This window comes from Bacillus sp. AR4-2 (genome assembly GCF_008274865.1).
Classification (GTDB): domain Bacteria; phylum Bacillota; class Bacilli; order Bacillales; family Bacillaceae_G; genus Bacillus_A; species Bacillus_A cereus.
On record NZ_CP031062.1, the window covers coordinates 3,865,047 to 3,879,312 of the forward strand.

A 14,266-nucleotide genomic window follows, 5' to 3' on the forward strand; every position below is an offset into this window, starting at 1 on the left:
GTAGTTAGTTGAATAAAAGGACTTGGACCCCCTTTTCCAAACTTTTATTCACTCTACATATATACATCCTCCTATGGAACAGGCTTATTTCATTTTGAAATAAGCCTGATTTTTTATTTACTTGAAAGTACCATTTCATCACAAATTTAACACCTTGATTTTTCAAGTGCATTTTTCGAACATTTTTTGAACATTTATTGAATTTTTTCTGAAAATTCTGTTTTATGTGTGATATACTACAATTAACTAAGAAGGAAAATAATATCGCAAACAGAGGGGGATAATCATGAGCTTACTTATCGCACTTATACTTGGAGTTACATGTGGAGCATTTCCTGTTATTTTAGGAGCTATTATGGAAGAGTTAGAAATTGGTGTTTTAGGATTTGTCGCATCTTGTGTAAGCGCTTTATTATTTGGTTTATTCGGCGCTATTCCTGTTTCAATTCTGTGTGCTTTTTATATAATACGCCATGCTCGTACAAAACAATTTGGTTCTAATCATATCGCACAAATTATCCCGTTCCCGGTTGAACGATGCCGCCGGGCTTCTAACTTATAATTATAAAAATTAAAGATGACTAAATAAATAAAAGTCCTCATTTGAGGACTTTTATTTATTTTCTTCTAGAAATTGAAACAATTCTTGTAGATGTAGGGCATCTTCACCATAGCTAATAGATACATAAAATATGCCGTCAATCTCAGCTTGCATATAAAGATCCACTCCATCACGATCATATTTCAATGCTAAATAAAACTCCATTTCTTCTAACATCTTTTTTGAGGTTCGAATTACATAATGCCCCTTCTCATCTCTTCCATATTCAAATTCTGGTTCAAAATCATATTTTTGTTTAAAAGCTTCTTTTTGTTTTTCATTAATTTGCATACAAGTAGCTCGCTGTACAGTATCAATCATCTCATCAAACTTTTGAAGGTCCACCTCGTTTACCCCCTTATATATTTTTTATATAGTACTTGTGTTCCACTATTTTCTTCGCCATCCTTAATTAACTCTTCATACAATTCTTTCGCCAAACTTAAGCCTGGGACTGGTAATTGTAATTTTTCTGCTTCCTCTAAAGCAATTTTCATATCTTTCATAAAATGCTTTACATAAAATCCTGGCTCAAAGTCTCCTTTTAACATTCGAGGAGCTAAATTACTTAATGACCAGCTACCTGCTGCCCCTGTTGAAATACTCTCTAACACTTTATCTGGATTCAGTCCAGCCTTCTTCGCGTAAGCAACAGCTTCACATACTCCAATCATATTGGAAGCAATCGCAATTTGATTGCACATTTTTGTATGTTGTCCACTCCCAGCTGGTCCTTGTAATTGAATGTTTGTTCCTAACTTTTCAAGTAAAGGTAAGCATCTATCATATATTTCTTTCTCCCCACCTACCATAATTGCGAGTTTTGCCTCTTTCGCACCAACATCTCCTCCTGAGACAGGTGCATCTAACGTATATATATTTTTGCTTTTTGCAACTTCATTAATCCGTTTTGCTAAAGTAGGTGTAGATGTCGTAAAGTCAATTGCTATCGTACCTTCTTTTGCATGTTCTATAATTCCTTCTATACCAAAATACACTTCTTCTACATCATGTGGATATCCAACCATTGTCATTACAATATCAACTTGCTTCACTAACTCTTTTGGCGTATTACACCAATTTGCACCATCTTGCACTAAAGAATCTGTTTTTGCTTTCGTTCTATTATATACATATACTTTATGACCATCTTGCATTAAGTGATAAACCATACTTTTTCCCATTACGCCAATCCCAATGAAACCTATTGATAAAGTTTTATGTTCCATTTTCTCATCCCCTTTGTTCTAATAAATCATTTACCATCTTTCGGAACTCTTTATTAAAGTCATCATCCATACTATTTTTCACATTTGAAAATAAAATAACAAAAGTTCCTTTTTCTTTATTAAAATTATTGAAAGTGTTCCAACCAGATAATACACCATGATTATGAAAATAATCTGAATATATATAAAAACTAAATGCATATTTCCGTTCTGCTGAAGGTGAAAACATTGCCTGTATACTTTGTTCAGAAAGAAGTTTTCCATTTATAATTGCTTCGTCTAATTTCTTCATATCTCCAACTGTCGTATACATCTCACCACAACCATATAGCCAATCCATGCCTAACTTCTGCGCTGGTACAAGCTCTTGATCTTTTTTCACATAACCCTTTGTAAAATTTTCATCTCCAGGTACCATATTTCCCATACCGGATTCATGCATATCTGCTTTTACAAATATGTTTTCTTTTATGTAATCTCCTAAAGGTTTTTTCGATATATGTTCTATTATATAAGCAAGCACCATATAATTATAATCTGTATATCTCCAACCTGTTCCTGCAGGAAATTCTAAATTTTGACGTCCAATCCAATTAATTAATTGTAAGCGGGAAGCCGCATTAATATTGCCTTTTGCGTGTTCAGGTAAACCAGAGGTATGCGTTAATAAATGATATAGCGTAATATTTTTATTCTCCGGAAATGAAGGAATATATTTATTTACATTATCTTGAATATTCAATTTCCCTTGTTCTTGCAGCTGTAAAATAGATGTGGCAACGACTGTTTTCGTAATAGAACCGATACGATATTTTGTTTGAGGCGTATTTTCTATTTTATTTTGAACATCAGCATACCCATATCCTTTATTCAATATAACATGCTCTTTATCTGTTACCAAAACTGTTCCATTGAATTGCTTTCCGACTAAATATTGATCTAATTTTTGAGATATGCTAGCATAATCAATTTGTTGCTCTTCTTTTTCTTCTATATTCCCTTGTACTTCCGATTCAATAGTAGGATTCACTTTAGTTGTTAATACAGTGTTTTCCTTTATATTGGGGCTAACAAGAAAATAGTATACTCCGCCGCCAACTATAGCAGACAGTGAAGCCACCACCATTACTTTTTTTATCATATTAATCCTCCATAATTCCTTCGCTAAAAATTGTCCCCCTATTCTATTATCAAACAATAAAAAAAAATCGCAACAATTTGTTGCGAAAAATCACATTTTTTCTTTTCTATACACACATACTTGATTCTTTCCATTTTTTTTCGCTTCATATAATGCAATATCCGCTCGTTGCATTAATTCTTCTCTTGTAGTTCCTTGTTCATATAACGCAACTCCAAAGCTAGCTGTTAACTTCGAAATTCCAGTGAATTGCTTTGTTTCAATGAAGAATCGTAATGATTCCGCAACTTGAAATGCTTCTTTTTCTACTGTATTTGTCACTAATATAATGAATTCTTCCCCTCCCCATCTTGCAAATACATGTTGCTGCTCCACTTTAGATTTCATAAGCTCTGCAAGTTGTATTAATGCCAAATCGCCAAAATCATGACCATATGTGTCATTAACTGTTTTAAAATTATCTATATCAAATAAAATAATTGCTATTTTCTCATCATTACGTATTACCTTTTCCCATTCTACCTCTAGTATTTGTTGAAACTTTAAACGATTATAAATCTCTGTCAATGAATCTATCATAGCAAGTCTTTCTTGTTCTTGATAGATTTCATCTAATTCTGTAATTTCCGTGCACTTTACAATAAATCTTGATAAATCTTCTGGCAATGGTGTCGCACGTAATAGAAAAGTAGATACTGCCCCTTCATAATTTGACATCTTAATTCTTCTACCGCTTGATAAAGTATCGTCTAGCCATGTTATATCATGCGTCGTCGAGTAGTATCCATTTTCTCTAATAAAATGTTCAGCAAATACTAAATGTTGCTCGCGATAGGCAAACAAATTTTCATATCCGAAAAACGTTAAAAAATTTGTATTACAATCAACAATTTCATCATCTTCTACTATAAATAATAAATCATTTTGAAAATCAAACATCGTTTGAAGCAGTTCCTGTTGTAAACTAACTTGCCTTACCAAAGAAAGTTGATACAAACTCTTATTCACTTCTTCTAACACTGCTTGCGGAGTTACAGGGGCTATTACAATATTACGTATTCCTAATGCAAGTACATCTGTAAATTCTTTTGTTATTTGTTGATCCCAAATGACAATGAATGTACTTTGCGAGGTATACATATTCTTTATATATTTTATTTGAGAATAATCTGTTACATACATAATTATAATGTGCGGTTTCGTTCTTTGAAATAATAGTTCGCCCTCTTCAAAACTATTTGCTATAAACATACATTTTGGATGGATATTTTCTATCGTTTGTTGATGTTTACATCCATTTTCTATATAAAGGACATTTAACTGCAGATCTTGTAACACATTTTGGAAAACCGTATTCTCTAATAAAAAATGTAGTATGTTCATCACTAGTCTTCACTCACTTCATATATCTTGTTCTACTGAATTCCTCACAAATATTTTTAAAAGACTGTTCTCCAATAAACTTTAATTTGTGAGAAATACATATTAACAAGCTAATTGAGAATGTTATCTTCCCTTTTCACTCTATAAATTCCTTTTTTAGTGTATGATTATAGGAATTATATCGTTTGTATGAATGCCCTAGCTTATTTCTTAAAACTTGACAATTAAAATAAAGATATTATATTCTTAAATTCGATAACTTACAAAATGTAAGTAATATACATTACGTTTTCCCGATAATTTTATATACAATTTGGAGGATATATTATGACAAACGACAACTTTTTTAACGTTCTATATGAACGCACATCTACACGTGCATTCAACCCAAATAAAGAAATCTCATCTACAGAATTACATGAGATTTTAAAAGCAGCAGCACAAGCACCTTCCGCTTGGAACTTACAACACTGGAAATTCCTTGTTTTTCAAGGTGAAGATGTACAAAAACGATTACATCCAATAGCTTATAACCAACAACAAATTCTTGATGCTTCTGCAGTAGTCGCTATTTTAGGTGATTTAGAAGCTTATAAAAATGTTGAGCCAGTATATGGTCCAATTGTAGAACAAGGATTTATGAAAGAAGAAGCAAAAGAACGCTTAGCTAAAAATATTGAATCTGCATATGCTCGTGAACAATTCCCAAGAGATGCTGCCTTTTCAAATGCATCTTTAGCAGCAATGCAACTTATGCTTGCAGCTAAAGCAACTGGTTGGGATACTTGTGCTATTGGTGGCTTCAATCCACAAGCACTGACAGACGAATTTAACGTTTCATCTCGTTACGTTCCAATTATGCTTATTACAATTGGTGAATCAACTTTAAAAGGCCACCCTGCACCTCGCATGAGCGTAGAGCAAGTGAGCGAGTGGGCAAAATAATAAAAAACGAAGGCAACTACATTGCCTTCGTTTTTTTATTCCCTGTCATACTTTTGTAATATTACTACAAATCATTCGACATTTATACTTATGGAAAAGTATATTCTATTCCCTTCTCATAAATAAACGTGACGTTTCGTGTCGAATTTTGTTAAGACGTTGAAATATACCCGTGTATTTTTGTTACAATTGTGATACAATGATAACAAATAGATAACAAGAGAGGGATTTTCATTGAGTTCATACGGAAGCTTTATCGCACTTTTATGTTACATAGTAACTGTACTGCTTCTATATTTTATTGGTGATGCCGCAAACATCTCCATTTTACAATTTCCAAAAGAAGAAGCATTCCAATTAGAATCAGAAAAACATACTGCACGATCCATTGTACCACTACTCCTAGCTCTTCCTGTATATATCATCGTTTTATATAAAAGTAAAAAAGTGTAAAGGCTACCCATTTCATTTATTTCGGTGGTTTTTACATTTTTTTGTTATATTCCCCCTATTTTAAACATCATTCCATACTAAACACCCAGCTAGTCATTTAAAATGAGAAAATCCCCTAGAAAAAATTCCACTCTCTGTCCAGTCACTAACTACCGAACTTACATAGATTATAAGTGTGAAGGGGGTGATGAGGATTATGTTTGGATCATTTGGATGCTGTGATAACTTTAGAGAATGTCATCATCATGAAAGAGAGCGCGACCATCGCGAGAAAGAGAGAGAGAGAGAGGTTAGACCACAACAACCAGCTGTATGTAACGTACTTGCTAACATTTCAGTTGGAACAGAACTTTCTCTTTTAAGCATTAGAGGTAACGGCACATTCAACAATGTTATTTTTGAAGGTTTCGCTAACGGTGTTGCTCTTTTCTCTGCTTTAGCTCGTAATAACAAAGACAACAAAGATAACAATAAAGACGATAAGAACAATCAAAATCGAAATACTTTTACTGGTATTTTACGTGTATGCCCAACTGATATCGTTGCAATCGCTATCTAATTCTGTCTCTTATCCTCGATAGTAAGCAAATAAGATTTACTTTTCTCATAGAAAAAACCTGAGACCGATTTCAAATCGACTCAGGTTTTTTTATTAATTATATGCTTTTAACTAGTTCAACAACTTCTTCAGCAGTTGACATCATTAATGCTTTTTCTGCTAATGTTTCCATTTCTGCTTTTGACAACTTGCTTAGCTGTGTTCTTGCAGGAAGAATAGATGTTGCACTCATACTGAACTCATCTAAACCTAATCCTAATAATAATGGGATAGCAAGTGAATCGCCCGCCATCTCACCACACATACCAGCCCATTTGCCTTCTTTATGAGCAGCATCGATAACCATTTTTACAAGACGTAAAATAGATGGGTTATATGGTTGGTATAAGTATGATACTTGTTCGTTCATACGGTCTGCAGCCATTGTGTATTGGATTAAATCATTTGTTCCGATAGAGAAGAAGTCAACTTCTTTCGCGAATTGATCTGCTAATACTGCTGAAGCTGGGATTTCAACCATCATACCAACTTCAATAGAATCAGAAACAGTTGTACCCGCTTCTACAAGTTTCGCTTTCTCTTCTAATAAAATCGCTTTCGCTTGACGGAACTCATCAAGAGTTGCAATCATTGGGAACATAATTTTTAAGTTACCGTATACGCTAGCACGAAGTAATGCACGAAGTTGTGTACGGAACACATCTTGCTCATCAAGACATAAGCGAATTGCACGGTATCCTAAGAATGGGTTCATTTCTTTTGGTAAATGTAAGTATGGAAGCTCTTTATCTCCACCGATGTCAAGTGTACGAACAACGACTGGCTGACCTTCTTTTACACCTTCAAGAACTGCTTTATACGCTTCGAACTGCTCTTCTTCTGTTGGAAGATTGTCACGGCCCATGTATAAGAATTCTGTACGGTATAAGCCAACGCCTTCTCCGCCATTATCGATAATACCTTGTACATCATTTGGTGTTCCGATATTTGCAACAAGCTCAACGTGATGTCCGTCACTTGTTACAGTAGCTTGGTCTTTTAATTTAGCCCATTCAGCTTTTTGCTCTTCAAATTTCGCTTTCTTTTCTTCAAACGAACGAAGAGTTTCTTCTGATGGGTTTACAATTACTTCTCCATCTAAACCGTCAATGATAACGATATCGCCGTTTTGGATTTTCTCCATAACAACTTTCGTACCAACAACAGCTGGAATTTCCATAGAACGAGCCATAATTGCAGAGTGAGATGTACGTCCACCGATATCAGTAGTGAAACCTTTTGCATACTTACGGTTTAATTGAGCTGTATCAGATGGTGTTAAATCTTCAGCAATGATGATTACCTCTTCAGAAATTGTACCAGGATTTGAGAAGTTAATTCCTAGTAAATGTGCAAGAACGCGTTTTGTTACGTCACGAATGTCCGCAGCACGTTCTTTCATATATTCGTTATCCATGTTTTCAAACATAGAAATAAACATTGATGCAACTTCATCCATTGCAAATTCAGCATTTACTTTTTCGCTATTTACTTTATCTTTTACTGGGTTTACTAGTTCTGGATCATTTAACACTAATAAATGTGCTTCAAAGATCGCAGCTTTGTCAGCACCTAGCTCAGCAAATGCGTGGTCCTTAATAGCTTCTAATTCAGTTTTTGCTTTCTCAAGCGCAGCGTCTAAGCGTGCAATTTCTGCAGCTTCGTTTGTAATTGATTTCTTTTCGATGTTAAATTCAGGATTTTCAAGTCTGAAAGCCTTTGCAATAGCAATCCCACTTGATGCAGCGATCCCTTGAATGTTAAGAGTCATTATTCTCCTAATCCTTCGTTTTTCATAGTTTCTTCGATAGCTGCTAGTGCTTGAGCTGCATCATCACCATTTGCAGTGATTTTAATTTCTGCGTTTTGTTGAATGCCTAAAGACATAACGCCCATGATTGATTTTAAGTTAACGTTCTTTCCGTTATACTCTAAGTTAATGTCAGAACCGAATTTGCTTGCAGTGTTTACAAGTAGAGTTGCTGGACGAGCATGAATTCCTGAGTCGCTAGTTACTTTAAAGATTTTTTCCATGATAATTTATCTCCTTTAAATTACAGTATTTTTTAGTTGTATAGACGTGAGTACTACATCATCTATTGTATATAATAGGCGATGTTCGGTCAACCACATCGCCTATTATAATTATAAACATTTTGCGTCAAATTCCTACTGAATGTCAATAATAGCGGTTTCGCCCTTCTTAACATTTCCATCTTTTTTCAATTCGACTTGTTGCCCTTGTTGTAAGTTTGTAAAGACAATTGGTGTAATGATAGATGGTGCATTTTCTTTTACAAATGCAAGATCTACTTTTAATAATGGTTGGCCTTGTTTCACCTTGTCGCCTTGTGCTACAAGCGCTTCAAAACCTTCACCATTTAATTTTACAGTATCAATACCGAAGTGGATTAAAATTTCTTTTCCGCCTTCAGATTGAATACCAATCGCATGTTTTGTAGGGAATACATTGACAATCTCACCGTTCACTGGAGAAACTACTGTTCCTTCAGTTGGCTCAATTGCAAATCCGTCTCCCATCATTTTTCCTGAGAATACTTGGTCAGGCACTTCTGTAATTGGTAAGATTTTCCCTTCGATTGGTGATACAATTGTTTCATTTTCATCAACTTTTTGAGGAGTTTCTTCCACTTTTACAGGTTCTTCTTTTTCAACATGAGGTGTACGACCTGACATAATATCATGAATTTGTGATTTTAATGTGTCAGATTTCGGTCCGAAAATAGCTTGAATGTTATTTCCAACTTCAAGTACACCAGCTGCTCCAAGTTCTTTTAAGCGGTCTTTGTTTACATTCTTTTGTTCGTTAACTTGAACACGTAAACGAGTAATACAAGCATCTAAAGAAGCAATGTTTTCTTTACCACCAAGTGCTACTAATACTTCACGAGGAAGTTCGCCTGCTTCTGCTTTTCCTGCGCCGTCATTTGCATTTGCCACTTCACGACCAGGTGTTTTTAGATTCCATTTACGAATTGCAAAGCGGAATCCGAAGTAGTAAATAACTGCTAGTACAAGACCAACAATAATTACCCACCACCATGCTGTACGGCCTGGTAGTACACCGAATAATAGGAAGTCAATTAAACCACCAGAGAATGTCATACCAATTTTAACACCTAAAATTTGCATTGTCATAAATGATAGACCAGCAAATACAGCGTGAATTCCGAATAATACTGGCGCTACGAATAAGAATGAAAATTCAAGTGGCTCTGTAATACCTGTTAAGAAAGATGTTAATGCTGCAGAACCTAAAATACCTGCTGCTAATTTTTTATTTTCTGGACGTGCTTCATGGTACATTGCTAAAGCTGCTGCTGGAAGACCGAACATCATGAACGGATACTTACCAGTTGTAAATGTACCTGCTGTTAATTCTACACCGTCTTTTAACTGTGCCATAAAGATTTTTTGGTCACCACGGATTAATTCGCCAGCTGCATTTGTATACTGACCGAATTCGAACCAGAACGGTGAATAGAAAATGTGATGTAATCCAAATGGAATTAATGAACGTTCAATTAAACCGAATATAAATGCTGCGATTGTTCTATTTGCATCAATCATTTGATGTGAGAACGTGTTTAAGCCACCTTGAATGTATGGCCAAACGAAGCACATGATAATACCTACTATTAAAGAGAATGTTGCAGTTGCGATCGGTACGAAACGCTTACCTGCAAAGAAACCTAAGTATGATGGTAATTCAATGTTGAAGTATTTATTATAGCAATATGCCGCTACTATACCGACGATAATACCACCAAATACCCCTGTTTGTAGCGTTGGAATACCTAATACGTTCGCATACGCTGGATCTGCAAATCCAATTTTTACTGGGTCTGCTCCAGAACTTGTTACTTTCACTAGCTTATCTACTTCTAAGAACACACTCATCGTTTTGTTCATAATTAAGTAGCCGACGAATGCTGCTAAACCAGCTACTCCGTCTCCACCAGCTAAACCAATTGCTACCCCAACTGCGAATAATAATGCAAGGTTAGCGAAAATAATATCACCAGATTGTTCCATAATTTTTGCAACCATTACGAACCAATCTGCTTTTAAAGCAGGAATAACATTTGTTAACTGTGGATTTTGAAATGCATTACCAAATCCAAGTAAAATACCTGCCGCCGGTAAAATCGCTACTGGAAGCATTAACGCTTTTCCGACTTTTTGAAGAACACCAAAGATATTCTTAAACATGGAAACCCTTCCTCTCTTATCTATATTGATACCTTCCGACAAACGCCAAAAAGACATGAGGAAAAAAAGATAGAACGATAGCTATACAAAGGGTAGTATATCCCTTTCTCTAGCTTACATTCCTTACTTTTCTCCACTCATGCCTGATCGAATCAGTAACACGTGTCAAAAATAGGTTTACGTATAAGTTCACTATAATTAAGGCAAACGTTTTCGTTACTCACCTTAATGTGTTTGTCGAAATTTGTATAACTTTGCAATAGTTATTATACATAACTATTGTAAGCGATTCAATCATTTTTTTTAACGTTTTCATTTTAGACAAAAATATATGACTTTTTACACATGCTCTGCCTTTACTAAGCGTTGCAAGTGCATCGTTAAATAAATACTTTCAGCTTCATATACAGGTAGTTGCAACTCTTTTTGCATGACCTTAACTAGCTTCCAAGCCAAGTTATAGCAAACTGGATACTCCGCCTTTAATAAATCAGCAAAACTTTGCGATTCCTCTACTTTTTCTCCTTTTTTCACCCTCTCAATAGCATATTGAAGATGACGAATAAGACGTAAATAATGAATGCTCTCTTGATCTAATGTAATTTGTAAGTTTGTCTCAATTAAAGATACAAGTTGTGCAATGAGACGGGAGTTTTGATTAACTGAAGATAAATCAGAATTTGTAAGCGAACTGTAAATGTGCAGTGCAATAAAACCAATTTCTCCTTCAGGCAATGTAATTTGCAAACGAGAATTTAAAAGTTCTACAACACCTTCCGCAATTTCATATTCCTCTGGATAGAGCATTTTTGTTTCAACTAAAAAAGGGTTATCAATTGTAAGTCCTTGTTTTAACCTTTTAATCGCAAATGAAATATGATCTGTTAACGCAATATGAATATGTTCATTTAGTGGAGATTTCGCTTTTCCTTGAATGTACAGCATAATATCGTTCATCAATTCAATTAATTTTTCACTAATATGCGGCACTAATAATTTGTATTGTTCACGATCACGTTCATTTTTTAAGACAAACATTTTTTCGATTTGTTCTTGCTCCAATACATCTTTCGCTTTTTTCCCAAATCCAATTCCTTTACCAATCACTACTACTTCCTCGTGTTCCGGATGGCTAGCAATGATGACATTATTATTTAAAACTTTTTTAATTTCTAGATAATTACTCATATAACACCACCCTCGTACTTAAATAGCCTACTTTTATGTTACAGAATATTCTTCTTTGTCGTCAATGTAAAACATCTGCCATTTAATAAAAATTCATTTTTTAGACATGTTTATATATGATGCGTATAATGTAAGAGCAACTGTACATAGAAAGGAGATAACAGCATGATTAAAATGTTTGTAAGTGATATCGATGGTACAATGATGCAACACGGAGGTCTTATTGATGAACAAGATGTTGCGGCACTGCGCAGCCTTGCCGAACAAAATGTTATTCTTTGCTTCGCTTCCGGAAGACTTGATAATGAAATTGCAGACTTAATGAAAGCTGTAAATACAAATTTTCATCGTATTAGTGTAAATGGTGTTTTTGTATATACACATGAAAATAAACAACTATTATCTGCAACTTTTGATTCCAGCATACTTCCCGATTTGTTAGCTATGACGAATGAAGAGCCTTATTTCCGTTATGTAAGTGATGAGCATAATTATTACATTGAAGAGAAAACACCTTTTATTCAAGAACTTGAACAACAAGTAACTATGACTTCTGTTGAAGAACCAAACTTACTACAGAAGATTGATGATACAATTTTCCCAAATAAAATTTCTGTCGGCGGAACAAAGGAGAGCTTACAACTCCTTCAGAAAAAAATTGATGAAAAATTCCACGGGAAAGTTAGTACTTTCATCTCAGCAGAACAATGTTTAGATGTAATGCCACCGAATGTTAGTAAAGGCTCTGCCATTTCTGTTTTATTAAATGAGTTTCAAATAAAACCTGAGGAAATTGCTTGTATAGGGGATTCTTATAATGACATTCCTATGTTTTCTTTAACTCCTCACAGTTTTGCTATGTCACAAGCAGATGATGCAGTAAAAAATCACGCTCACTATGTAGTAAATCACGTCAAAGATGCTGTTAACCACGTAATTGCTCATAATAAAAATACGACTCATTCCTTATAAGGATGAGTCGTATTTTTATTTCTTTACATGTTAACCATTTTCAATTCCACTGTACTTCACAAACTGAAATATACTATTTGTTACGTGCGATATTCGTAATAAATTTATAACGATCTCCACGATAAATACATTTCACGTACTCTAGCGGTACCTCACCTTCTGAATATGACCATTGACGCATTACAAGTACAGGCGCCTTTTTAGGAATATGCAGATGTTCAGCTTCATTTTCCGTCGCAACGGAAGCTTCAATTGACTGAGTAGCGCTAACAAGTTTAAAGCCCAGTTTTTTCTCTAAATGTTCATATAAAGATTGTTGCAATATCTCTTCGTTAATATCTTTTACAAGAGCTGGCGACAAATATGTCGTCTCAAAAGCAATCGGTTCATCATCAGCTAAGCGAATACGCCTCACTTCATAAACCGATTCCCCCTCCTGTATTCTCAACCGGTCTGCTATTTTAGCAGTAGCTGGAACTAGGCGGAAACTAAGTAATTGACTACTTGGGTTCATCCCACGAGAAATCATGTCTTCTGTGAATCCCGTCATTCCTTGCAATTTTTGTTCCACTTTCGGAAGTTGGACAAATGTTCCAATTCCACGCTTCCGATATAAATAGCCTTGTTCCACTAAATTATTAATCGCCTGTCTGATTGTCATTCGACTCACTTCGAACTTATCACAAAGTTCATTCTCAGATGGGATTTTATCTCCCGGCTTCCATTCGCCGTCCTCAATTAGCTGTTTCACCCACTCTTGAATCTGATAATAGATCGGAAATGGTGAATACTTGTCGATGTTCATCAGCAATCGCCTCACTGCATAAAGATAGAGCTTCTTGATCAGCGATTACGGTTACATTCGGATGACGTTGTAAAACTGTAGCCGGACACTCTTCACTATATTCACCTTGCAATAATTCTTTAACAGCTTCTGCCTTTTTAGAACCCATAGCAACAAGTAGAACTTGTTTCGCTTTCATAATGCTTCCAATTCCCATTGTAATCGCATGAGTTGGCACATCTTCTTCTTTTTCGAAGAAGCGAAGGTTTGCTTGGCGTGTAGATTCTGTTAATTCAACAATGTTTGTTGGAGAATTAAACGGTGTTCCTGGCTCATTAAATCCGATGTGACCGTTTTCACCGATTCCAAGAATCTGTAGGTCAACTGGGTTAGCAGCTAGAATGCTCTCGTAACGTTTGCACTCTTCCTCTAAATCACTTGCCATCCCGTTTGGTACATAAGTTTGTTTAAATGGAAGATGATCAAACAACTGTTCTTGCATGAAATAGTGATAGCTGTTTTTATCTTCATGTGGTAAATTTACGTACTCATCTAAGTTTACAGTGGTTACACGGCTTGTATCAAGTTTATTTTTTCGCATTTCTGCATAAATACCTAATGGAGAGCTTCCTGTAGCCATTCCTAATGTTGGATTTTCTTTTGTTTTTACAACTTCTTCAATTAATTTATAACCTGCTTCTGCTAGTTCTTCTGGAGTTTTTACAACAAGAATATTCAT

At 35.0% G+C, this 14,266-nt stretch carries 15 protein-coding genes; 5 read left to right on the forward strand and 10 right to left on the reverse strand.

The window, feature by feature from the left end:
- Positions 1–286: 286 nt before the first annotated feature.
- Positions 287–562 carry a hypothetical protein gene (locus DN399_RS19825; protein ID WP_000054661.1) on the forward strand — a complete coding sequence of 92 codons (276 nt, stop codon included), beginning with the start codon at positions 287–289 and terminating at the stop codon, positions 560–562.
- A gap of 51 nt (positions 563–613) precedes the next feature.
- Here the strand turns inward: DN399_RS19825 and DN399_RS19830 are convergent, their stop codons facing one another.
- The 4 genes from DN399_RS19830 to DN399_RS19845 all read right to left on the reverse strand — a co-directional run bounded on the left by DN399_RS19830 (position 614) and on the right by DN399_RS19845 (position 4,354).
- Positions 614–946, reverse strand: coding sequence for a DUF3909 family protein (locus DN399_RS19830; RefSeq protein ID WP_000365620.1), 333 nt, complete (start codon positions 944–946; stop codon positions 614–616).
- Between the two features lie 5 nt (positions 947–951).
- Entirely contained in the window at positions 952–1,830 is an 879-nt protein-coding gene (locus DN399_RS19835) for an NAD(P)-dependent oxidoreductase (RefSeq protein ID WP_000400431.1), read from the reverse strand.
- A gap of 4 nt (positions 1,831–1,834) precedes the next feature.
- A complete protein-coding gene (locus DN399_RS19840) occupies positions 1,835–2,971 on the reverse strand; it encodes a serine hydrolase (protein WP_149149900.1) in 1,137 nt (378 codons plus the stop codon).
- Positions 2,972–3,061: 90 nt separating this feature from the next.
- Positions 3,062–4,354, reverse strand: a complete 1,293-nt coding sequence (locus DN399_RS19845; RefSeq protein WP_001023185.1) for a GGDEF domain-containing protein — start codon at positions 4,352–4,354, stop codon at positions 3,062–3,064.
- 327 nt (positions 4,355–4,681) lie between these two features.
- Here DN399_RS19845 and DN399_RS19850 point away from each other — a divergent pair, with 327 nt between their 5' ends.
- The 3 genes from DN399_RS19850 to DN399_RS19860 all read left to right on the forward strand — a co-directional run bounded on the left by DN399_RS19850 (position 4,682) and on the right by DN399_RS19860 (position 6,311).
- A complete protein-coding gene (locus tag DN399_RS19850; protein ID WP_000180387.1) occupies positions 4,682–5,299 on the forward strand; it encodes a nitroreductase family protein in 618 nt (205 codons plus the stop codon).
- Between the two features lie 234 nt (positions 5,300–5,533).
- Complete coding sequence (locus DN399_RS19855; RefSeq protein ID WP_000100485.1) at positions 5,534–5,752, forward strand: hypothetical protein; 219 nt, start codon at positions 5,534–5,536, stop codon at positions 5,750–5,752.
- 196 nt (positions 5,753–5,948) lie between these two features.
- On the forward strand, positions 5,949–6,311 hold the full coding sequence (locus DN399_RS19860; RefSeq protein ID WP_006928123.1) for a DUF3915 domain-containing protein: 363 nt from the start codon (positions 5,949–5,951) through the stop codon (positions 6,309–6,311).
- 97 nt (positions 6,312–6,408) lie between these two features.
- Here DN399_RS19860 and ptsP read toward each other — a convergent pair whose 3' ends face one another.
- The 4 genes from ptsP to glcT form a co-directional block, all read right to left on the reverse strand.
- Complete coding sequence (ptsP, locus tag DN399_RS19865; RefSeq protein WP_000174207.1) at positions 6,409–8,121, reverse strand: phosphoenolpyruvate--protein phosphotransferase; 1,713 nt, start codon at positions 8,119–8,121, stop codon at positions 6,409–6,411.
- Entirely contained in the window at positions 8,121–8,384 is a 264-nt protein-coding gene (gene ptsH / locus DN399_RS19870; RefSeq protein ID WP_000411080.1) for a phosphocarrier protein HPr, read from the reverse strand. The genes ptsP and ptsH overlap by 1 nt, the downstream gene beginning before the upstream one ends.
- 135 nt (positions 8,385–8,519) lie before the next feature.
- A complete protein-coding gene (gene ptsG, locus DN399_RS19875; RefSeq protein WP_000475799.1) occupies positions 8,520–10,583 on the reverse strand; it encodes a PTS glucose transporter subunit IIABC in 2,064 nt (687 codons plus the stop codon).
- Between the two features lie 339 nt (positions 10,584–10,922).
- Positions 10,923–11,771: a glucose PTS transporter transcription antiterminator GlcT gene (gene glcT, locus DN399_RS19880; RefSeq protein ID WP_000073858.1), complete on the reverse strand. Its 849-nt coding sequence runs from the start codon at positions 11,769–11,771 to the stop codon at positions 10,923–10,925.
- 165 nt (positions 11,772–11,936) lie between these two features.
- Between glcT and DN399_RS19885 the strand changes: the two genes are divergently transcribed.
- Entirely contained in the window at positions 11,937–12,743 is an 807-nt protein-coding gene (locus tag DN399_RS19885) for a Cof-type HAD-IIB family hydrolase (protein WP_000594248.1), read from the forward strand.
- Positions 12,744–12,816: 73 nt separating this feature from the next.
- Here DN399_RS19885 and phnF read toward each other — a convergent pair whose 3' ends face one another.
- Entirely contained in the window at positions 12,817–13,548 is a 732-nt protein-coding gene (gene phnF / locus DN399_RS19890; protein WP_021727649.1) for a phosphonate metabolism transcriptional regulator PhnF, read from the reverse strand.
- Positions 13,478–14,266 (reverse strand): glucosamine-6-phosphate deaminase, encoded by a 789-nt coding sequence (gene nagB, locus DN399_RS19895; RefSeq protein ID WP_001024210.1) that lies wholly within the window; start codon positions 14,264–14,266, stop codon positions 13,478–13,480. Before nagB ends, phnF begins: the two co-directional genes overlap by 71 nt.